The following is a 20222-nucleotide window of genomic DNA, read 5'->3' as shown; positions in this document are numbered from 1 at the left end:
GTCAGCGAGCTGCAGTCTCGCCGGGCCGAGCGCGATGCGCCCGACCCGCGCCGCACGCGCTCACGCGCTGAGGAACCACCACCAGATCAGCAACATCGTGGTGCCGAAGCCGGCGATCTGGTTCAGCCACAAGAAGCGGTTCCAGCCGGCGGTGGCGCTGTCGCTCTCGGCATCGGTGACGTTCCGGTACGGCCAGCACACGACGAGGTAGGGCACCACGAGCACGGCGGCCAGGGGCCCGGGCCAGGCGGTGAACAGCATGGCCACCCCGGCGAGGGCGTAGGCGACGAGGGCGAAGCGCACGGTCCATCGGGCTCCGCGGGCGGTCGCGATCGACGAGATGTCGGCGGCGCGGTCGGCTTCGACGTCCTGCACTGCACCGAAGGCGTGCGAGGCGATTCCCCAGAGCGCGAACGCGATCAGCACGAACACGAGTTGCGGCGTCCACACGGCGCCCGCGAGCACGAGCCCGTACACGGCGGGCGAGAAGAAGTGGATGCTGCTCGTCATCGAGTCGGCGAACGGGCGCTCCTTGAGCCGCAGCGGCGGCGCGGAGTAGAACACGACAAAGAACAGGCTGAGCGCGAGCACGAGCCACGACAGCGGTGACCCGATGATGACGAGGTACACGACGAACGGCAGGCACGACAGCGCCGAGGCCCACAGTGTGATGGGGTGCATGCGCTTGGCGAGCACGGCGCCGTGTGTGCCGCCCTTGCGGGGGTTGCGCAGGTCGGACTCGTAGTCGAACACGTCGTTCACGCCGTACATCGCGAGGTTGTAGGGAACGAGGAAGAACAGGATGCCGATGATCAGCGTCGCATCGATCGTCCGCGTGGTCAGCAGGTAGGCGGCGGCGAACGGGAAGGCGGTGTTGATCCAACTGACCGGTCGCGACGACACGAAGAGCTCCCGCAGCACGCGGCCGGGGGTGAGGGCGGCGGGGGCGGTCATGCGGTGTCCTTCGAGGGCAGGGGAGCGAAGAGGGTGAACAGCGCCGGCACGAGGAACGCCGCGCACAGGGGGTAGGCGAAGTCTTCGAGGGGGGCGAGCCCGAGTTTCAGGCCGCTGAGGTGCTCTTGAGGATACGAGAACAGGTCGACGGCGATCATGAGGTTGTCGAACACGAGCGTCAGGCCCACCAGCACGAGTGCCGTCAGAGCGGAGGATGCCATCCGCTGACGGAACCGCGGCCGCCGGAGCGTGGCGAGGGTGACGAGGAGGGTGACGACGACGAACGGCAGCACAATGAGCGGGTAGGTCACGCGGACCGCCTCTCGACCGCCGGGGCGTCGGTGCGGCGAGTCCGTGCGGCGGCGCGCCGCTCGAACACGGCGAACATCACGACCGCGAGGTAGCTCAGGAACAGCAGGAAGAAGAGCTCCTCGAGCGGCAGGTGCGGGGCGAGCATCACGCCGACGAACAGCGGGCTCTCGCCCTTCACGAACACGCCCGTGGCGATGCCGACGAGGTCCCACGCGAGGAAGAACACCGTCCCGCCCAGCACCGCCATCGTGGTGCGGAGAGGAGCGACCCGCAGCGCGAGCGAGTACTTCCCATCGATCAGCATCATGCCGATCAGCGAGAAGAGGATCGCGCCCAGGTAGATCCCCGGCACCTCAGACCGCCGCGCGCGCGGGTTCCGCCAGGGGACCGGCGGTGGTGTCGCCCGTCAGGCGCTTGACCACGAGCTCGGCCGAGATGAGGCACATGGGCAGGCCGATGCCCGGCAGCACCGAGGTGCCGGCGTAGTAGAGGTTGTCGACCTTGCGCGAGCGGTTCTTGGGGCGGAAGATCGCGCTCTGGTTGAGCGTGTGCGCAAGGCCCAGCGAGTTGCCGTGCCAGGCGTGCAGATCTTCATTGAAGTCCTCGGGCGCGATGGTCTTGCGCACGACGATCCGCTCGGCGAGATCCGGAATGCCGGTCCATTCGCCGATCTGCGCGATGACGCGATCCGCGGCCTTCTCGATGCGCTCGTCGCCGGCGCCCGAGACGCCTCCGCGGCCGCTGTCGGGGTCGGCGGGCACGGGGACGAGGACGAACAGGTTCTCGTGTCCCTCGGGCGCGACGGAGTCGTCTGAGGCGCTGGGGCGGCAGATGTAGATCGACGCGGGGTCGGGGATCTTCTTGTTCTCGCCGAAGATCGCGTCGAAGTTGGTGTGCCAGTCGTCGGTGAACAGCAGCGTGTGGTGGGTGAGCTGCGGCAGCTCGCCTGCGACGCCGAGCAGAAGCAGCAGGGCGCCGGGGCTCGGCACCTTGTCCTTCCACCACTTCTCGGGGTACTGGCGGTCCTTCTCTTCGAGCAGCTCGTTCTCGGTGTGGTGCAGGTCGGCGCCCGAGACCACGGCATCCGCTGCGAAGATCCGGCCGTCGGCGAGGCGCACGCCGCGCGCGGTGCCCGACTCGGTGATGATCGCCTCGACGGGTGCCGAGGTCTCGATCGTGACGCCGCGCTCGCGCGCGAGCTTCTCGATCGCGGTGATGATCTCGGTCATGCCGCCCTTGGGGTAAAGCACGCCGTCGCCCAGGTCGAGGTGGCTCATCAGGTGGTAGAGGCTCGGCACCTCGAAGGGCGATCCGCCGAGGAACACCGCGGGGTAGGCGAGGATCTGCTGCAGGCGGGTGTTCTTGAAGTCGGTGGTGACGCGCTTCCACAGCGTGCGGGTGAGCAGGGGGATGAGCGTGGGCAGGCGCTTCACCAGCGCGGGGTCGCGCAGGCCCTTGGTCGACGAGTACGGGTCGTAGAGGAACTTCGACGTCGACAGCTCGTAGGCGTCCTTCGCCGAGTCGAGGTAGGCGTCGATGTTGTCGCCCGAGCCGGGCTCGTGCTTCTCGAACAGCGCGCGAACGGCCTCGCGACCCGACACGATGTCGATCGGCTCGCCCTTTCCGGGAGGGCCGTAGACGCGGTACGCGGGGTCGAGGCGCACGAGGTCGAGCTGTTCGGCGGCACTCGTGCCGAGCAGGCGGAAGAAGTGGTCGAACACCTCGGGCATGAGGTACCAGCTGGGGCCGGTGTCGAAGCGGAAGCCGTCTTTCTCCCACGAGCCCGCGCGGCCGCCGAGGGCGTCACGCGCCTCGAAGAGGTGGACGTCGTGTCCACGGTCGGCGAGCAGTGCTGCGGTACCGAGACCGGCGATCCCGCCTCCGACGACGACGATGCGCTGGGCGCTCATGAGCGTGAACCTTTCGGGGGGCGGCCCAGAAGGGCGCGGGCGGCGAGGGTGGCTTTGACACCGTCGGGAACGCGGACGCGCGGAGCGCCGGCGGGGGAGGAGCGGAGGCGGCGAGAGAGTTCCGCGAACAGGTCGTGCGCCGTGGTGACGGCGGCGCGGCAGTCGGGCGGCAGGTGGGGGATGACGGATGCCGCGGCGGCGAGGTCGGCGTCGATGCGATCGAGAACGGCCACTCGGCGTTCGTCGTCGGCCGCGCCGTCGAGGTAGTCGCGGCCGAGGCGGTCGGCGTCGTCGGCGAGGTCGCGCAGGAAGTTCACGTCTTGGAACGCCGCGCCCAAGCGCCGTGCGCCGTCGACGAGGTCGGCGGCGGGCCGGGCGGGTGCCGACATCCCGGCGTTGAGGAACACCTGCAGGCACATGAGCCCGACGACCTCGGCCGAGCCGTAGACGTAGGCGTCGTGCGAGAGGTCGTCGTGCTCGGCGGTGTCGAGGTCGGTGCGCATCGACGCGAAGAACGGGGCGATGAGCTCTTCGGTGATGCCGCATTCGCGCGCCGTCCGGGCGAAGGCGTGGACGACGAGGTTGGCGCTGAAGCCGGTGGCGATGGCATCCCGAACCTCGTTCTCGAGGCCGTCGAGCACCGCGCGTTCCCGCTCGGGACTGAGCCCCGCGTCGTGGGCGGGTCCGTCGACGATCTCGTCGGCCACCCGGACGAGGGCGTAGATGTTGCGCACGTGCGGGCGCGGGCGGGGCCCGAGCAGGCGCGCGGCGATGCCGAACGAGGTGGAGTAGCGGTTGATCACCGCGGCGGCGGCGTCGTCCGCGGTCTGGGAGTACAGCTCGAGGCCCGTGGGCGCGTGACTCACGGAATGCGCTCCTGCACGGCTTTCACGAGGTCGCGCAGCATCTCCTGGCACGCGGCCGGTACCGTCGAGGAGTCGACGATGATGAGGGCCTCTTCGAGCGTGTCGAGGATGAGGCATTCGAGTTCGGCGCGGGCGCCCGACTCGGAGAGGGCCTCTTGGGCGGCGCGCACGGCGATCGGACCGGTGTGGGCCTGGGCGAGCGCTTCGCTGACCTCGGGCCACTTCGGTGTCTTGCGGGCGAGCGAGATGAGGTGCGTCTTCTTCGCCTCGCGCAGGTCGCAGCCCTCTTCTTTGCCCGATACCGCCGACGAACCGAAGGCGCCGATGAGGTCGTCGACCAGCTGGTACGCGAGTCCCAGACGCTGGCCGAACCGCTCGAGCGCGTAGATCGAGGGGCTCGGGGCTCCCGCGATGAGGGCTCCGGCCTGCAGCGGTGCCGAGAACGAGTACGCGGCGGTCTTGTCGCGCGTGGTGCGCAGCACCGCCTCGGAGTCGACCTCGCCCGACGAGACGGCGTGCTCCACGTCCGAGAGCTCGCCCATCGCCGAGATGAGAACGGCGTCGTCGAGCATCTCGAGCAGCGGCTGGCGCATGCGGTCGGGGAGTTGCGCGAGGGCGATCATGCGTCCGGCCTCGTGCAGCAGCAGGTCACCGGCGAGGATCGCGGCCGCGTCGCCGAGCAGGGCCGAGCCATCGGCATCCGCGCCCTTCATGAGGCCGCGCTGGCGGAACTCCCCGCCGATGTTGGGCACGCCGCGGCGTTCGGTGTCGTGATCGATCACGTCGTCGTGGATGACGAACGCCGTGTGCAGCAGTTCGAAGGCCGCGGCGACCTGGTACACGCCGATGCGGTGTTCGTCGTCGCCGTAGAGCGTCTCGAAGGCCGAGACGACGAGCAGGGGACGGAAGCGCTTTCCGCCTTCGGTTGCCCGACGGATGGCGGATGCCAGGTACCGGGCGCCGTCGCCCAGGGTGGTGGCGCGCCGCTGAAGGCGCGAGAGCGCCCCGTCGATCTCGCGGTCGATGCCCTGACGGGCGACGGGGGTGGATTCAAGACTGATCATGAGGCACGCCTCACGGTGTGAGGGGTCTGGAAGAGGTGCAGCTGCTGCGCCTGCATGACGAGCCAGGGGCTGAACGCCCACGGCGTCGACTCGAGAGACGCGGCGAGCTCGAGCGGGTCGACCCAGCGGTACTCGGCGACCTCGTCGGGGTTGGGCTCGGGGTCGACGTCGGCGCGGGCGATGTACACGGGGCAGATCTCGTGTTCGACGATGCCGCTGGCGTCGACGGCGCGGTAGCGGAAGTTCGGGAGGGCCAGCTCGAGGTCGCGGATGACCAGGCCGACCTCGTGCTCGGCGCGGCGGTGCACCGCCGCGAGCGAGGCTTCGGAGGGGGCGGGGTGGCCGCAGAACGAGTTCGTCCAGACGCCGGGCCACGTCTTCTTGTGAAGGGCGCGGCGCGTGACGAGCACTTCGCCCGCGGAGTTGACCACGTGGCACGAGAACGCCAGGTGCAGAGGTGTCTCGGTGTCGTGCACGGTAGCCTTGGGCGCCGTGCCGATCTCGTTGCCGAAGTCGTCCAGGAGGACGACATATTCGGTCTCGCTCATCGTGCCTCCCGTTTGCTAGTTTAGCTAGCGATGTAGGCTTGACTATACCGACGCCGAAAGGGGGTGTCCACCGTGACGAAAGCTGTGTCGGCCTCTGGTACAAGGCCCGCCGTGACCCACACTTTACGCGCCGTCCAGACCCTCAGCGACGCCCTCGACCGCATGCACTCGGGCATGAAGGGCGAGATGGACATGAACGCCAGTGACCTCGCGACGCTGCGCATGCTCACCATCCGCGAGTACCGCGGTCAGATGGTCAGCCCGCACGATGTGGCGAGCCACCTGCGCATCTCGACCGCGTCGACCACCAAGCTCATCGACCGCCTCGTCGCCTCTGGCCATCTCGAGCGTCTGCCGCACCCCTCGGACGGGCGGGCCCGCGTGGTCGTGCTGACCGACAAGTCCCGCCGCGAGTTCTTCCAGCATTTCGGCGTGCACCTGGGCGCCATGCGCGATGTCGCCGAACGCTTCGACGACGGCGAACTCGACACCATCGTGGCGTTCATGGACTCGCTCACCGAGTCCATCACCACCGAAGACTGACCGGCGAAGCAGTAAGGCCCCCGGGGCCTCACCCCCGCGCGACTCGCACGCCCACGTCGTCGAACGCATCCCGCTGACGCCCGCCCCGCCGCGCGGTCGCCCGCACCTGCGCGGGGGCGTCCGACCATCCGCCGCCGCGGAACACGCGCGCGTCGTTCTCTCCCTCGGGGTCGTACAGGTCGGCGCACCATTCCCACACGTTGCCGAGAGTGTCGAAGAGTCCGTGGAGGTTCGGTATCCGTCCTCCGACGTCCGCCGGGGCGCGCAGGCCGTCGGCGGCCGTCCAAGCCACCTCGCGGACCGGTCCGTAGGCCGATGACGTCGAGCCCGCGCGACAGGCGTACTCCCACTCGTCTTCGGTGGGCAGGCGGAAGCCGTCCGAGTCGGGGTCGCCCGTGACGACCTCTCCGTCGAACGAGTAGACGGGGTCGAGGCCTTCCCATTCGCTCAGCGCGTTGCACAGGCGGATCGCGCGCAGCCAACTCAGCTGCGTCGCGGGGCGTCGCGGATGGCGGGACGGGATGCCGAGCAGCTCCGCGATCTGTTCCTCGGTGATGGCGTAGACGCCGATCTCGAAGCTGTCGACGACGATCTCGCGTCGTTCCGCGCCCCGCAGATCTCCGCGCAGTACGCGGCCGGCGGGGATGCGCGCCATCTCGACGTCGGTCACGCGAGTTCCACCATCCAGAGGTCGCTGTCGCCGGTGATGAACAGGCGCTTCTCGTCGGCGTCGAAGGTGCAGTTGCTGACGACGTGGGGGGTCGGGATGACGCCCAGGCGCGCGCCGGTCCCGTCGACGATGACGACGCCCGCTTCGCTCGAGATCCAGAGCCAGTCGCGGCTGTCGACGACGAATCCGTCGGGGATGCCGGCATCCACCGTCGCGAAAGTGCGCGGGGCGCCGAGGCTCTCGCCATTCCAGCTGCACGCGACGACGCGGGGGAGCCGTTCGGCGTTGGACTCGGCGACGTAGAGAGTGCTTTCGTCGCGGCTGAAGGCCAGTCCGTTGGGCTGGTCGAGGTCGATCATGCGCTGCAGGCCGTCGCCGTCGCGCCAGCGGTAGACGCTCTGGTGGGGGAGTGCGGGGTCGGCGGGGTATCCCTCGCGCGGATCCGAAATGCCGTACGTGGGGTCGGTGAACCAGATCCAGCCGTCGGATGCCACGACCAGGTCGTTCGGGGAGTTCAGTGGCTCGCCCTCGAAGGCGTCGACGAGCAGCTCGGTGCCGTTCTCGTCGGTGCGGCTGATGCCGCGGCGCCCGTGTTCGGCCTGGACGAGGCGGTCGTCGGCATCCATCGCGTTTCCGTTGGCGAAGTTCGAGCGGTCGCGCACCGTGACGATCGAGCCGTCTTCGCGCCACGCGAGGGTGCGCCGGCCGATCACGTCGCTGAACACGAGGGAGCGCTCTTCGGGCCACCAGACCGGTCCCTCGGCCCAGGTGGCGTCACCGTAGAGCGACAGCAGGCGCGAGGCGGAAGGCAGGACGGCGCTCAGGCGTTCGTCCCACACGCGGGGAGGCGCGACGTCGACCGCCTCGGGGGAGCGGGCGCTCTGCAGGATCTGACCGTCGAGGGGAATGCGGGGCATGGTCCCAGTCAAACGTGCGGGGGCCGCCGGGTGGGGCGGGTTGACGCGCTCAACCGAACGGGTGGGCGGTGGGCGCGGCCGGCGACGTGGCGAACTGGATGAGCACCTGCAGGCACGGCTCGTCGCCGACGGTGCCCGAGAGGTGTCCGGCCGTGCCGTCGACCTCGGTGGTGTCGGTGTCTTGCCCGAAGTGGATGTCGCCGGGTCCCATCTCGACGCGCGAGCCGTCTTGCGTCTCGAGGAACCAGCGCCCCCGCAGCGGGATCACCCACTGCGGATGAGGGGAGGGATGCCACTGCCCCACCCACCCGACCGGCAGCGCCGCGAAGAGCACGGCCGACACCTCGCCGGGGAACGGCCGCATCCACTGCGGGTCGGCTCCGCCGCCGACGCTCTGCATCCCGAATCCCCGTAGGACGGATTCGTCGAGCCGGCTCTTGCCGTCGAGTCCGGTCCACATGTGGACGAACGGCAGCGTCGGCGGGGTGTCGGCGTCACGCCCGTCGTCGTCGAGGGGAGCGGTGGTTGTCGTGTCCATGGCTCGAGTCAACCGCGCCGAGCCCGGGGGAGCGCAGGGTTGACGGAGGGGGATGGATGCCGCGTGCCGGTGCTGGCCTTCATCAACGAGGAAGGGGCGCCGCCGACCGAAGTCGACGGCGCCCCTTCAGGAACGCGTGGTGCGTCAGGCCTTGCCCTCGGCGCGGTTGCGACGAACCGTGGTGGCCACGGCGATCGTGCCACCGGCCAGAACGAGAGCGCCGCCGCCGACCCAGATGCCGAGCATCGAGTTGGCGTCGAAGCCGGTCTCGGGGAGCGAGGGGCCAGCGTTGTTTCCGCCTCCGCCAGCTGCGGCGCGGGCGCCGGTCGCTGCGAGGGTGTAGGTGCCCGAGGCGCCTGCGGGAAGCGTCACGGTGGCCGTGGCCGAACCCGACGAGTCGGCGGTCTTGGTGACCGAAGCCGAGGTGACGGGGAGGTTGGCGGTCGCGATGTTCGCACCCGTGACGCCGCGACCCACGAGCGTGAACGTGACCTGCGCGCCGGCCTGGAAGCCGGAGACGGGGACCGGTCCGTTGGAGGTGACGGTGACCGTGACGGTGTTGGGGCTGGACGGGACGTAGGCCTGTGCCACGGCGGGAGCTGCGAAGAGCAGCGCGCCGGCGAGGGCCGCGGTGACGCCAGCCTTTTTGAGGTTGAGCTTCATGAATGCCTGCTTTCGAATCCGGGCTACCGGGAGGTGGTGGTCCGCGTCCGTGCTATCCCATTGGAGCTGCAAGGGGAGGACAACAATGAAGCGGTGGGCGGTGCTGAGACCCTTCCTGAGTATTGCCTAAGCGTTCCCTGGATTGCAAATTGTCAAGGTTTCGACTACGTAAATTTACGCAGACGCGCACCGGTAGGTACATTTGCGCAGTCGCGCGGGTCACCCGAGCGTTGCATTGGGGACCACGCTGCACTCGGCTTCGACTGTCGGATTGATCGTTGCATCTGCCGTAGGAGTGACAATTGCCTCGGCGTTCGCGGCGGTCGAGGTCTCCCGGACGACCACCGTGAGGTCACCGGATGTTTGCGGTAGGAGGCTGAATCCGAATGTCAGGACCTGCCGGCCTTTCAAACTCCCGGTCGTGAACCCGGTCCCGTCCGACGTCGTGGCGGACACCAGTTCCCACCCCTCCGGCAGGTAGATGTTGTTCACCACCGTCGCCGTACCCGGAGCCGTACCGAACGCGCCGTTCGCGGTGACGTACGTCGGCAGACTCGTCGCCGCGTCGGCGGGTGCTGTGTTGGCGAGACTCAGCCGCAACGACAACTGACGTGAAGTGTTCCGATCGTCGGGTGAGCACTGATCCCAGGCGAGCGAAACTTCGGGCTTCACGTAGTAGCTCATCTTCGAGCCGCCACCATCGTTGAAGTACACGCCGAATCGTGCTGTCTCGCCGTCCGTGATGGGCAGATCTCCCGCGACCGATGATCCCTCGAGAATGTCTTGCTCGGCAGGATCCGCACTCCACATGAGTACCCGCCGCTGATCGGCGGCCGTCGCCAGGCCGGTGAACAGGCTGACGGTCGATCCACGCCCTTCCAAGAAGGCATTGAAGACAGCGCCGGTCGCTCCGGCGAAGAAAGCGTCCTGCGCCCCGGGATCCTTGTACCGCTGGTAGACATCGCTCAACAGCATTTGAACTGCATTGTCAGCGGAGAGTGTTTCGCCATCGGGCAACGTGACGGGGCCCGTGGCCTTCAGCAGATACGAGAGCACGACGGGGTCGAGAGAGATGACACCATTCACGTCGACCCCGGTCCGCTGGCGGTACATTTCCCTCGCGAGCGGGCCGTCGAACGTGAAGTCGGGAATCTGCGTCAAATTCTGGAAGAACCGCGCAGGACGAGTCTCGTAAATGCCCTGCACATCGGCAGGCAGATCGACGACGGGATTCTTGATGCCGCTAGACAAGGACGTTCCGGATTCTGTTCCGGCCAGACTTATCGCTCCCTCATTGGTCTTGAGCAGGATCGCCGTCCCGGCGATGCCTCCCAAGGAGCGCCACTCAGCGTTGTTCTGGACGACCACCAGGTAGTTTCGTTCGCCGTTCTGACCGAGAAGGCCGGGTAGCAAACGCGTCGCTCGAGAAAGCGCGTCCAGGCCGTTTGCCGCCTGATTGAAGACCTCTGTGGATTTGTCCACCGACCGAGAGACGACGCCGACGAGGGGTACTCGATTGATCCCCCCCAACTGCTCGGCCGCCTCGGCCGACTTGGCCGCCGCTGACTGTGCGGGCTCAGCAAGCGCGGACAGGCCCGTTGTGTCGATGCGTCCATTGACGGGCTTGAGGGCGTCGAAAGAGGTGTCCTGCGCGGCCGTCACAAGGGGGAGGAGCGCTTCGCTGAGGAGAGTGTCGCCAGCCGCAGCGACCGTCGCGAACGCACTGAGTTGTGGACCGATCCAGGGTGTCCTCTCGGCGAGATGCCACACGGGGTCCGAGGTGAGGTCGTGTGCCGCAGAAGCGTCAGACGCGAGTCGCGCGAGGGTGGCCCCGGCCGCAGCGGGCTCCGAGGCCAGTGCAGAGGAAGCATCGGCGATACCGGCCTCGATGCGGGAAAGGTGCTGGTATGCCAATACGCCCCGCACCCCGACCCACGCGGTGATCGCGATGAGCAGGATGAGGAACCCGCCGAGTACCCACGCTGCGATGCGACCGGCCGTGAGCATGGCCGGTGGGAGGGGGGATGAGCTCACAATGGCACCTTTCATCCCAGCGCGAGTGTGGGTTTTGTCCTGGCGCACTAACGATGTCGTCGATGCCGAGGGGACAGCGTTTCGGGTCAGGCCTCGCGCTGGGACTCTCGCGAGGTTCGACGCGGAGAGAAGCCCAACTCGTCGAGCGTCACTTCTTCAGCAACCCCCGACTCCCGGGAGCGTCTGTCTTTCTTTTTCGAGAAGCGGCTGGTCTTTGCAGGGATCTCGCGATAGCCGTAGCCGTATCCGTACCCGTAGCCCGAATAGTAGGAGTCCGGGCCGCGCGTCGGAACCATGGAGAGGATGAAGCCAGCGAGCTTGGCGCCCACGGTGTTCAATGCCTCTGTGGCGCCGGTGAGTTGATGCCTCGTAACCTTGCCCGCGGAGGCGACCATCAGCGCACCACTGGTCGCTCGGGCGAGGATGGCAGCGTCCGTGACAGGCAGAAGAGGCGGAGCGTCGCACAGCACCACGTCGAAGTCACGTTCGAGCATCTCGAGCAGGACCGTCATCTGCTGGGATCCCAGCAGCTCGCTTGGGTTTGGTGGGATCTTCCCGGCGGGCAGCACGTACAGGCTGCGACCGCCCCAGGGGAGCATGACCTCGTTCACCTTCGCGCGGCCGATGAGCACGTCGGTAAGACCCGCGCCGCCCTCGATGCTCAGATACTCGGCAACCTTCGGCTTACGGAGGTCCGTGTCGAGCAGGGCAACTCTCTTTCCTGCGTCGGCGAGGGCGATCGCGAGGTTGATCGTGGTGGTCGATTTGCCCTCACTGGGAATCGAGCTTGTCACGACGAAACTCGACCGACCGCCCATATCAAGGAACTGAAGGTTCGTGCGAAGGGCGCGGAACGACTCCGCCCGCGGACTCAGCGGATCCGCATGGACGATGAGTGGACGCTCTCTCGCCTTGGTGTCGTAGGCGATGGCGCCGATGGCAGGCGCGTGAGTGATCTGTTCGGCGTCGCGAGGCGTCCGGACCCGGTTATCGAGAGTCGTTCGAAGGACAGCCACGCCGACACCTACTGCAAGCCCCAAAACGACTCCCAGAATCAAATTCAGAGGAACATTTGGTGCGGTTGGCTGTAGAGCAGGTTGCGCCGCGCTGACGCGCGTAAGTCGGACGGGGCTGGCGCCGCCGTCGACGGCCGGTTCAAGCTGCGGTACCACCGTAGACAGGCTGACCGCTGTCTCATTTGCGATCTCCGAGGCTGTTTCAGGGTCCGAATCGCTGACCGAGATCGTGATGAGAGTGGAGTTCAAAGCCGCGGAAGCCTTGACATCTTTCGCAAGCAACTCCGCCGTGGTCGAAAGGCCAAGGCTGGAGATCACTGGATCCAACACGGCCGGGGTCGCCACAAGGCCAACGTAAGTGTTGATACGCGCCTGGGTGAAGTTCGAGCCTTGCTGGAGCTCCGCGGTGGTGCTTCCACCCTGAGTCGACACGAATATGGTGCTGGAGGACTCGTAGGTCGGCGTGCGGGTCAGGGTGAATGCAGTGGCCGCGCCGAGGCCAACCGCGGTCAGCACTAGAATGACGAGCCAGTTCTTGCGGAGAATCCGAATGTAGTCGCTGAGCTCCATGGTGCCTCTCGAGGACGCGTCGGCCTGAACAGGGCGATGCTGCTTGAAATCCAACTCAGTCTGTCACACGGAATGTTTCGAGCCGGTTTTCGATGCGCGTCAATACGCCAGGCGCTGAGCCTTCGCTCGAAAGGCGGCCTAGCCCGCACAGGCTCGCCGGACGGGAGCTCACGGGCATCAAGCGGCCGACGTGCTGAGCGCGAGACGGATCAACCGTTCGACGGGTGGGAGAGCCGCTGTGAGTTGCCCAGCTGACCGCTCGTAGGTACGTAAGGATCTCCGATATGGGTCCTCAATGTCGTCCTCCTCGATACCGCCGGGTCGGAAAGTAGTTCCTCTCCGGCTCGCTACCAGGGCAAGCATTGCAGTGAGACGAGAACTGGGAGAAGACAGCTCGGGCACGAGTGCAGCCTCGGCAAGAAGCGCTTGGTCGGAAATTTCGGCGGACAGGCGGCTCAGCTCTCGAAGCGTGAACGTTCTACGAGTGAGAGACGGGTTCAACTCCACAATTTCGCGACGATGTTCCCGGGCCATTGCAAGCGCAAGGTCCACCGTCGCGAGAGATTCATACGTCAGCGTCTTGGCCGCGTGCCTCTCGACGCTCTCGGCGGATGCGCCATAGCTGACGGCCACGTCGGCGGTCTCCTTTGTCATAGCCATCCCCTCACGTGCTCGTGTGCCGGCGCTAAACACCCGCACATCAAGGCCGGCCAGGGACTTCGACAGCAACTGTTCGGCGAGTGGCGACCGACAGACGTTGCCCGTGCACACAGCAATGATTTTGAGCAAAAGCTTTCCTTCCAGGACCGCCCCGGCAATGTAGTCTCGCCCGCGCCACACGAGTAGGTTTGGGCTGTGCATGACGAGCCTACCGACGTGGAACATGAGCCTCGATCTACTGCTGCGCCGGGCTTGAAGGACGCGAACACCGCGTTCGCGACTTCGGCTAGACGTCGGCGCCGTAGGCGAACCGACTGGCGTCTTGGCGGCCGCGGTGTAAGTCGGTGGGATAGCAGATTGTTGGTGGTGATTCTTGCGTCTGCAGGTATAGGCGCGTTTGGGAGCTATCTGTTGGCTCGGATTGATAGCAACATCGCCCAAATGCTGTCCGGAATAGCCTTATGGACAGGACTATTAGGGGCAGTCGTGTACGCGATGTCGCGAGCAATCCCCGCCAGCCTCCTAGCCATCCGTGCGCCCGACATTCTGTGGGGAGTTGGTTTGGCAGCTGCACTTCGCTACCTGGGAGGCATTTTAAGCGGGGCTGATTCTGCGACATTTCCTTCGCTCGCAATCGGCCCGAATTCGAACGCGTTACGTGAATTCTTCACGGAGTTGGGGCTGCGGGGAGTTGGCGGGCCTTTGATGGAGGAATTATATTTCCGGGCGGTGCTTCTGGTTGTAGTTTTCCAACTTCTCCGGCGCAGCACGGGGAGCATCGGTGCAGGCATTGCAGCTTCCTTCGTTTCCATGGGAGCATTTGTGTGTATTCACGCTCTTTACGCCCCGGTTACGTTGATGGAAGGTTTACAGCTTTCTATCTTGGCGCTCGCGTGTTCGTCCCTAGTCCTGCTTACGGGGCGCATGTGGGGCGCCGTTATCCTCCACGTTTCCTATAACGTCAGTTTCCTCGTACTTCAAGGAATGGGTACGCTCTACGCATGATGACCGTGGCGCGATAACTGAGCTTTGGCGTTAACATCGAGGCGAGGGATGGCCTGTTCGACACCGTCAAGGTCCGCCTCTCCCGCGCGTTGAAAGTAAGTGCGACGTGGGGATGGAGAGCGAACTCAGCTCCTGAGTCGACGCATTGCCCCGACAAGGTCTGAAGGCCTGATCGCGAAGATGTGTAGGCCCCCTCTTGTGCGCGATGCTAGCGCGAGGAGCAGGACCCAGGTACCCGTCGCACTGGCGATGGCCGCGCCGAGTGCTCCGATCACCGAGCCCAGCCAGATAAGCAGAGATATAGCGGTGATGAGTCGTAAAACTTGCGCACCCATCAGGACCCTACCTTTCCCGGCGCCAGCAAGCGAGAGCGTGTTAACGTAGCCAGCAATTGCTGCGACGCCTCCCACAGTGCAGACAATCGCGGGGCCGACGGCCGTCTCGAATTGGGACCCGAACAGAGCGGGGACGCCCAGTGGAATGATCGCAATCACCATCACAGAGGCCACGAGCGAGACGGCCAGCGCCTCCCGCGTCCTGACCACGATCACGGAGTCTCTCTGCGTTGCCGGGGTGCGGGCGACTGCATTGAAGGCAGACGCTGCCAACGCATGCCCAAGGGGCATCGCAAGCGCTCCAGCGGTTGCCGCCACAGCGTAGAGGCCGGCAGCCTGGCCGCCCATGATGGGGAGTGCGAGGAGCTGGTCGAGCCGGTTCGTCGTTGCATCAGCGACGCTGTTCCCCGCGAAGGGCAGGCTACTTCGCAATGTTTGGCCAAGCGGCAGCCGAGGCCCGCGGAGCGAAACCCTAACCAGAAGCGCTGAAACCGAACATGTAACGACGACAGCGAATGCATTCGAGATCAAGACGTATGAAACGCCGATGATGCCGAAGAGCCACCCTAGGCTTATTAGCGTCACGTATACAAGTGGTTGTAGCACTTGAACGATAGCGACTCTACCATATTGGATTCGACTAATGAGCACACTCTGATCACACATCCACGATATTGCGAACGGTGTAACTGATATCGCGAGAGCTGCTGCAAGGCGCTCTGGGGTGCTGAAGCTGTCGAACAGGGTGAAAGTCAATACTGCGGCGACTCCTAGGGAAGGAGCGAACGAGAACGCCATCCATAAGCGGGCCGTGCGAAGAACGTGCGCTTCGCCGGATTCCGCGGCGACCCGACGGACTTCCAAGGGCAAGCCGAGCCCGGCAATCAGCGGCCACATATAGGTGACGGCCAATACGGCGGCTGTTTCCCCTCGCCCTTCCGGCCCGATCGCTCGCGCCACGATCGGAGCGCTCAGTAGAGCCAGGCCCGAAGCCGCAAATTGGCCTATGGCGACAATGGATGGCGATGAAGGATTTAGGTATCCGATGAAGCGTGAAAAATTCACTTCTTTCCCGTCGCAAACCGCGGCACCGATCGTCGAAGCGTACCTCCGAATGCGCGCAGGACCTCGCGAGGGTTTCGCGTTGCTACACGGCTGAGCCTGAACCCACGATAGGACGGCACGGGACGGCCAGCCAGCATTCTCCCCGCGAGGCGCCACCAGAGCGTCAGTTTTCGCTCTCGCTGTAGTGGCTGGGTAGCCGCTACCTTATCGAGATTCAATGGACGGAGGGTGATTACACCATCATTTGCAGCGGCCCTCAGCCACGCGAGGCCTCGGTGAGTGCGCGCGATGACGATCGACGTCCCACCGGTCTCCGAGAGGATCGGGAAGCCCGCGGTGTCAGCCTCCCAGTAGTCGCCAACGGCAATGTCCGCCACTCCGCCGGTTCCGTCGGGGCAGAGTTTGCATCGCCAAGGGAGGCTTTTGCCGAGATGTACTCCCCAAGACTCTGCGTAGCTAAGCGCGCCGGAGCCGTAAGGGTCGGTGTAGCTGAAGTCGCCCGGTGATCCACGACCTCGGTACCGTAAGGAAGTCACTTCGGCGGGGGAACCACCTAAAAATTCAACCAAGCGGTCGGTGTCATGTTGGGACGGAGTACCCGCGCAAAAGAACGAGAGATACGGACGACGATCAGCATCGAAGGAATTGTTTGAGTCAAGCGCACGCATGGCAGCCACCTCACACGGCTTGCCGACGAAGGCGTCGTTTGCCTGCAGGTCCGATCTGCCTGCCATCGACACTGGGGCGTACCGAGACCCGGCGGTGCGTAAGGCTTCGTCTCGTGTCGTAATTTTCACCGGGACCGTATGTCTTGGCGACCGCGGGTCTGAGGTAGCCGTAAGTACTCCCTTAGAACGGTCGGTCTCGAGCAACCATGTGCTGATCGCCGTCAGTACCCCCGCGCTGCTTCCCTCGTGTCGAGTTGTAGGGTCGGTTGCTTCCCCGGAGAACGCTTCGACGTATTCGCCCATGACGTCGTGGTGCCGTCGATCGGGCTCACCGGGGAGACGAACTAGCCGGCCGGGGCACACCCGCTTGAAAAGTGCGGCCTCGGCCTTGTCGTTCCGCGCTTCTTGTCGATCGACTGATCGTCGACGCGTGATTGATGGACGTAGCTGACCTGAGGAGTCCAACCTCATCGATATTCGGGCAGAGACTCTCTCGCACCCACCGCATCCGCTGCAAGACTCGCGTGTCTCCACGACAGAACGGACAACGGAGGCCAGGTGATCACGCATCGACGACACCTCGTAAAGAGTGGACCATGAGATCGGTACGCGCCTCCGCGGCAGTCCGCACCGCAGCTAGTTCCGCACGCCACTGTGCCTCTGGGATCTCGGTTATCCACCGCATGACAGTCTTTGTAGGGTCGCTGTCTTGTCTCAAATCGACACTGTATTTCCAACCAAGATCATTCATCAGGGGGGCAAACTTCCGCGAGTACGCGAGAGCAATCGCTGGTGTTCCGACAGAGATTGAGTTCAGGCAAGCGTGCATGCGAGAGCCTATGACGAGTTGTGCTTCTCGGGCCATCAATCGGACCTCGTCTAGGCTTTTGGGAATCGCCACGTCGACACGCCCACCGAATTCTCTCGCGAAGGCTCGGACCGCGGGCACGTCGTTGTCCCCCCAATCGTCAGATTGGATTTCGGGTCCGACGACATGGGCGAGGAGGGTTACCCTTCTTCCTGCCGCAATTAGCTCTGAAATCAAAGATCGGACTACGCTCCGATACGTTGTCGAGCTCAGATGTGCGTCCGACGCTCCCAAGAGCCCTGATATGTTGAGAAGAATGTCGTATCGCTTATCGCTTACCGGCGGGACGGGTAAAGCAAACACCACGTCGGTATAACCTGCGCCGGCATCAAAACCGAGTCGTCGCGCGGATCGGAAGCTTTCAGAGTCTCGCGTGAAGACAGCAGACGCTGCGCTGAGTCCACCTCGTCCGAGCAGTCTTCCCATCCGGGTATTGAAAGGGCCTATAGTTTGAGGCATCATGACCAGCGGGACGCCTACCCGTTTTGCGGTCTTTTGAGTATAGACGATCTGACTGAGTCGAGAAATGCCATAGTGATCAGTGAAACTATCGCCCGCGCCGGTGTCAAGAATGAGATCGAAGTTCTGTAGACGTGAAGCAATAGGGCCCCATCCAAAACGAAGAACGTCTTTGATAAACATCTTCCGGGTGAGGCCTCCGCCGTCTGACGCGGAAGCGAACTCCTGGAAAGTAATATTCGTATCCGCGCCGAGAGCGCGTCTTGCCACTACAGCAGCCCCTTCAGCGAGAACGCTAACACCAAGATTTGCATTCCCTTCCGGGTTCGCCCATAAAACCAGAACTTTCATGTTGGGATGCTCCTCGCGAATTCGCGGTTACCACGACTAGACGGTTCGTGGAGGAAACCGTTTGTAACGATCCTGCTCGACTTAATTGCTCCGCTCACGGCGAACCCCGCTACAACCCATAGCAGGGCTTGCCATTGTGTGATGAAGGCGACGGTGAGAATCAATGGTAACTGGCCGGCCAGCGCGATCTCAGCGACATTTGCGCGACGCGTAAGGGTGCGAACGATTGGGACGAGATACAACGCACCCAGCGAGATTGCGAGCAACAGACCGAAGTCGAGACCCACCGAAATGAGGGCACTATCGATTGAAACGAAGCGTCCGTACGTGCGAAAACCCGTAGGCGAAATTTGAACCACTGCGGATTGGCCGAGCCAGTTCATATACGGAATTGTCGAAAGAAGATCTCCTCGGTACGCGCCACTGTTCGTAACTTCGTCCCCCGCTGTGGTGAAGACCGCTAGGACTGAAGGCACGATAACGATCGCGGCAACCCCCGTGAGCGCTGCTACTCCTGTCCGCGTACCAGCACTAGCCGACCGGCTGAACAGAATCACGAGGGCCGTCGCAAGCACCATGCTGATCAGGGCACTTCGAGAGAAGGTGACGGCGACCCCAGCGAAGAGTGCGCTCACGCACGCCACGCGTACAAGGAGCGGCGCAGGCATTGTGATCGCGAACGGAAGTGCCAAGGCAAGCGATCCTCCCAACGCTATCGAATGACCAAACGCCCACTCGCTCCGTGCGACACCGCCTCTTTCCTGGATTGGGCTCCAGATCTCATACAACAGGTTCGGCATGAATATCTCAGAGAATGGGTGCCAACCGAAAAGGAACTCCACGACGGCTAGTACCGCAACCGCAGACATGACCACGGCGAAGATGCTGCCCGCACGCTGAACACCGATTTGCGCGCAGAGTATCCTTCCGGCGAGATAGCTAACGACCCAAAGGCTAACGATGTTGACGAGTTCACCGGGTGGGCTGCCCGCGAAGTAGGTGGCGAGGCCGGCAATCAAGACGAGTGCGCCCACGATCCCGTCTACCGGCGAGAACTTCGCACCACCTAAGCCAACCACCGCAACGCACGCTAGCGCCACAAACGTCGAAATCGGTACGGTCGCGAAGCCCGAAGTTGCAACCCATATCGGTAGAAATGATATGGCGATCATCCAAATGCTCAGCGCCAGCTGGGGACGTCTCGTGCAGAGGAGAATGAAAAATATCAGGGCGGCTATGGAAACTCCCGCGAGCGGTACGGCGGCCCCAGCAATAACCACAATTGCGGCCGCAGTGAACCAAGTCGCTCGCCTCGGGTCAATCATAGGAAAAACTCTTCGACAAAACGTTCGTACTCATTCCGTGTTGAAACCTCGTACCGGTTGCGGTCCTCCGAAACGTCCTTATTCGAACGCAAGAGTGCCTGCCTGACTGCGCCTACCCAGTCTGCATCGTGGACGAGGCAGGGGGAATCTGCTCCAAGAATATCGGCGAGGCTCGAATCTGCGGGGCCTACTGTGACGCGATTGTTCTCGAGAGCTCTGATCGCGATGCCGCTCTGGTAAAATCTCGAGTACGGGATGAGAACGACCTGACTGGAATGAATCAAATTGTCAAGCTCCGCTTCCGGCACGAACCGATTATCCACGCTCCAGCCATCCACTTCGGGCCATCCGCGGCCAACCACCTCAAACCGAGGGTTCCCGTCGTACGCGGCCGCCGCTACAGATTTCATCGCTTCTATGTCGCGCGACGATTTCCATTGTCCCAGTACGCGCACAATCGTGTGTGGCATGCGGCCGCCCTCTTCGCTAGCCTTTCGCGATTGGTTCGATAAGATCGGATGAGGCAGCCTGAAAACCCTGTTCGCGGGATACCATCCACGTATCTCGGATTCCGCGGAATCGCTATGACAAATCAGTTGCGCGCCATAGGGTCGCGATGCCAAAGCCTTGGCGAATCGCCCGTATCCGATAGCGCGAACAAGAGGAGTGGGGTCGTGAAGCACGAGCTTCGCATGCCGGCCTGCGGCAATATGCAGTAACGGGATGTCAAAAAGACCCAGTACGGGCCAAGTCGAGATCGCAGTTGATGGCGAAAATCGCGCTTTGAATAGTTCGAATGCGTAGCTGATGACCCACCCGACCCTGGACCGCCCCTGGGATGGCTCGGGGATATGGACGACGGAGACGCTCACTCCGATGCT

21 protein-coding genes are annotated in these 20222 nt (G+C 64.3%); 2 read left to right on the top strand and 19 right to left on the bottom strand.

The features are described 5' to 3' along the window. Positions 1-60 precede the first annotated feature (60 nt). Genes OVA26_RS11860 through idi form a run of 7 tightly spaced genes read right to left on the bottom strand, consistent with a single transcriptional unit; the run spans position 61 to position 5654 of the window. Complete coding sequence (locus OVA26_RS11860) at positions 61-954, bottom strand: prenyltransferase (protein ID WP_268104194.1); 894 nt, start codon at positions 952-954, stop codon at positions 61-63. Further along, a complete protein-coding gene (locus tag OVA26_RS11855; RefSeq protein ID WP_056230511.1) occupies positions 951-1265 on the bottom strand; it encodes a lycopene cyclase domain-containing protein in 315 nt (104 codons plus the stop codon). The genes OVA26_RS11860 and OVA26_RS11855 overlap by 4 nt, the downstream gene beginning before the upstream one ends. Continuing rightward, complete coding sequence (locus OVA26_RS11850) at positions 1262-1618, bottom strand: lycopene cyclase domain-containing protein (RefSeq protein WP_268104193.1); 357 nt, start codon at positions 1616-1618, stop codon at positions 1262-1264. The genes OVA26_RS11855 and OVA26_RS11850 overlap by 4 nt, the downstream gene beginning before the upstream one ends. 1 nt (position 1619) lies before the next feature. Continuing rightward, positions 1620-3176: a phytoene desaturase family protein gene (crtI, locus tag OVA26_RS11845; protein ID WP_268104192.1), complete on the bottom strand. Its 1557-nt coding sequence runs from the start codon at positions 3174-3176 to the stop codon at positions 1620-1622. Further along, positions 3173-4042 (bottom strand): phytoene/squalene synthase family protein, encoded by an 870-nt coding sequence (locus tag OVA26_RS11840; protein WP_074696957.1) that lies wholly within the window; start codon positions 4040-4042, stop codon positions 3173-3175. Before OVA26_RS11840 ends, crtI begins: the two co-directional genes overlap by 4 nt. Continuing rightward, the gene (locus tag OVA26_RS11835; RefSeq protein ID WP_268104191.1) at positions 4039-5106 is read right to left on the bottom strand and encodes a polyprenyl synthetase family protein; all 1068 of its coding nucleotides are present in this window, start codon (positions 5104-5106) and stop codon (positions 4039-4041) included. Before OVA26_RS11835 ends, OVA26_RS11840 begins: the two co-directional genes overlap by 4 nt. Further along, complete coding sequence (gene idi / locus OVA26_RS11830; RefSeq protein WP_268104190.1) at positions 5103-5654, bottom strand: isopentenyl-diphosphate Delta-isomerase; 552 nt, start codon at positions 5652-5654, stop codon at positions 5103-5105. The genes OVA26_RS11835 and idi overlap by 4 nt, the downstream gene beginning before the upstream one ends. 111 nt (positions 5655-5765) lie before the next feature. Between idi and OVA26_RS11825 the strand changes: the two genes are divergently transcribed. After that, on the top strand, positions 5766-6197 hold the full coding sequence (locus OVA26_RS11825; RefSeq protein ID WP_326493367.1) for a MarR family winged helix-turn-helix transcriptional regulator: 432 nt from the start codon (positions 5766-5768) through the stop codon (positions 6195-6197). A 28-nt stretch (positions 6198-6225) separates the two neighbouring features. On the opposite strand, the gene OVA26_RS11820 is transcribed toward OVA26_RS11825, so the two are convergent. From OVA26_RS11820 to OVA26_RS11790, 7 genes are all read right to left on the bottom strand, one after another. Next, positions 6226-6867, bottom strand: coding sequence for a formylglycine-generating enzyme family protein (locus OVA26_RS11820; protein WP_268104189.1), 642 nt, complete (start codon positions 6865-6867; stop codon positions 6226-6228). Further along, positions 6864-7784: an SMP-30/gluconolactonase/LRE family protein gene (locus OVA26_RS11815; protein ID WP_268104188.1), complete on the bottom strand. Its 921-nt coding sequence runs from the start codon at positions 7782-7784 to the stop codon at positions 6864-6866. The genes OVA26_RS11820 and OVA26_RS11815 overlap by 4 nt, the downstream gene beginning before the upstream one ends. 49 nt (positions 7785-7833) lie before the next feature. Continuing rightward, complete coding sequence (locus tag OVA26_RS11810; RefSeq protein WP_268104187.1) at positions 7834-8322, bottom strand: hypothetical protein; 489 nt, start codon at positions 8320-8322, stop codon at positions 7834-7836. Between the two features lie 144 nt (positions 8323-8466). Continuing rightward, positions 8467-8985 carry an LPXTG cell wall anchor domain-containing protein gene (locus OVA26_RS11805; RefSeq protein ID WP_268104186.1) on the bottom strand — a complete coding sequence of 173 codons (519 nt, stop codon included), beginning with the start codon at positions 8983-8985 and terminating at the stop codon, positions 8467-8469. Positions 8986-9204: 219 nt separating this feature from the next. After that, positions 9205-11019: a DUF4012 domain-containing protein gene (locus tag OVA26_RS11800; protein WP_268104185.1), complete on the bottom strand. Its 1815-nt coding sequence runs from the start codon at positions 11017-11019 to the stop codon at positions 9205-9207. 86 nt (positions 11020-11105) lie between these two features. Next, positions 11106-12605 (bottom strand): polysaccharide biosynthesis tyrosine autokinase, encoded by a 1500-nt coding sequence (locus tag OVA26_RS11795; protein WP_268104184.1) that lies wholly within the window; start codon positions 12603-12605, stop codon positions 11106-11108. Positions 12606-12782: 177 nt separating this feature from the next. Further along, a complete protein-coding gene (locus tag OVA26_RS11790; RefSeq protein ID WP_268104183.1) occupies positions 12783-13490 on the bottom strand; it encodes an arsenate reductase/protein-tyrosine-phosphatase family protein in 708 nt (235 codons plus the stop codon). Positions 13491-13628: 138 nt separating this feature from the next. Between OVA26_RS11790 and OVA26_RS11785 the strand changes: the two genes are divergently transcribed. Further along, entirely contained in the window at positions 13629-14270 is a 642-nt protein-coding gene (locus OVA26_RS11785; protein ID WP_268104182.1) for a CPBP family glutamic-type intramembrane protease, read from the top strand. Between the two features lie 125 nt (positions 14271-14395). Here OVA26_RS11785 and OVA26_RS11780 read toward each other — a convergent pair whose 3' ends face one another. The 5 genes from OVA26_RS11780 to OVA26_RS11765 all read right to left on the bottom strand — a co-directional run bounded on the left by OVA26_RS11780 (position 14396) and on the right by OVA26_RS11765 (position 19811). Then, the gene (locus tag OVA26_RS11780; RefSeq protein WP_268104181.1) at positions 14396-15670 is read right to left on the bottom strand and encodes a lipopolysaccharide biosynthesis protein; all 1275 of its coding nucleotides are present in this window, start codon (positions 15668-15670) and stop codon (positions 14396-14398) included. Continuing rightward, the gene (locus OVA26_RS17425) at positions 15667-16641 is read right to left on the bottom strand and encodes a Coenzyme F420 hydrogenase/dehydrogenase, beta subunit C-terminal domain (protein WP_442786057.1); all 975 of its coding nucleotides are present in this window, start codon (positions 16639-16641) and stop codon (positions 15667-15669) included. Before OVA26_RS17425 ends, OVA26_RS11780 begins: the two co-directional genes overlap by 4 nt. Before the next feature lie 259 nt (positions 16642-16900). Further along, positions 16901-18016, bottom strand: a complete 1116-nt coding sequence (locus OVA26_RS11775) for a polysaccharide pyruvyl transferase family protein (RefSeq protein WP_268104180.1) — start codon at positions 18014-18016, stop codon at positions 16901-16903. Next, positions 18013-19341, bottom strand: a complete 1329-nt coding sequence (locus OVA26_RS11770) for a hypothetical protein (RefSeq protein ID WP_268104179.1) — start codon at positions 19339-19341, stop codon at positions 18013-18015. Before OVA26_RS11770 ends, OVA26_RS11775 begins: the two co-directional genes overlap by 4 nt. Next, entirely contained in the window at positions 19338-19811 is a 474-nt protein-coding gene (locus OVA26_RS11765) for a hypothetical protein (RefSeq protein WP_268104178.1), read from the bottom strand. Before OVA26_RS11765 ends, OVA26_RS11770 begins: the two co-directional genes overlap by 4 nt. Between the last annotated feature and the right edge of the window lie 411 nt (positions 19812-20222).

The sequence above is a fragment of the Microbacterium sp. SL62 genome, assembly GCF_026672635.1.
Classification (GTDB): Bacteria; Actinomycetota; Actinomycetes; order Actinomycetales; family Microbacteriaceae; genus Microbacterium; species Microbacterium testaceum_A.
The sequence above is the reverse complement of the archived record's forward strand: the minus strand, read 5'-3'. Positions and strand labels throughout refer to the sequence as shown.

What these genes read in the sequence shown, in the direction of transcription:
- OVA26_RS11795 (WP_268104184.1), bottom strand. Translation starts at nt 12,605, where the DNA reads ATGGAGCTCAGCGACTACATTCGGATTCTCCGCAAGAACTGGCTCGTC.
- OVA26_RS11770 (WP_268104179.1), bottom strand. Translation starts at nt 19,341, where the DNA reads ATGATTGACCCGAGGCGAGCGACTTGGTTCACTGCGGCCGCAATTGTG.
- OVA26_RS11805 (WP_268104186.1), bottom strand. Translation starts at nt 8,985, where the DNA reads ATGAAGCTCAACCTCAAAAAGGCTGGCGTCACCGCGGCCCTCGCCGGC.
- OVA26_RS11790 (WP_268104183.1), bottom strand. Translation starts at nt 13,490, where the DNA reads ATGTTCCACGTCGGTAGGCTCGTCATGCACAGCCCAAACCTACTCGTG.
- crtI (WP_268104192.1), bottom strand. Translation starts at nt 3,176, where the DNA reads ATGAGCGCCCAGCGCATCGTCGTCGTCGGAGGCGGGATCGCCGGTCTC.
- OVA26_RS11810 (WP_268104187.1), bottom strand. Translation starts at nt 8,322, where the DNA reads ATGGACACGACAACCACCGCTCCCCTCGACGACGACGGGCGTGACGCC.
- OVA26_RS17425 (WP_442786057.1), bottom strand. Translation starts at nt 16,641, where the DNA reads ATGGGCGAATACGTCGAAGCGTTCTCCGGGGAAGCAACCGACCCTACA.
- idi (WP_268104190.1), bottom strand. Translation starts at nt 5,654, where the DNA reads ATGAGCGAGACCGAATATGTCGTCCTCCTGGACGACTTCGGCAACGAG.
- OVA26_RS11775 (WP_268104180.1), bottom strand. Translation starts at nt 18,016, where the DNA reads ATGAAAGTTCTGGTTTTATGGGCGAACCCGGAAGGGAATGCAAATCTT.
- OVA26_RS11860 (WP_268104194.1), bottom strand. Translation starts at nt 954, where the DNA reads ATGACCGCCCCCGCCGCCCTCACCCCCGGCCGCGTGCTGCGGGAGCTC.
- OVA26_RS11835 (WP_268104191.1), bottom strand. Translation starts at nt 5,106, where the DNA reads ATGATCAGTCTTGAATCCACCCCCGTCGCCCGTCAGGGCATCGACCGC.
- OVA26_RS11765 (WP_268104178.1), bottom strand. Translation starts at nt 19,811, where the DNA reads ATGCCACACACGATTGTGCGCGTACTGGGACAATGGAAATCGTCGCGC.
- OVA26_RS11815 (WP_268104188.1), bottom strand. Translation starts at nt 7,784, where the DNA reads ATGCCCCGCATTCCCCTCGACGGTCAGATCCTGCAGAGCGCCCGCTCC.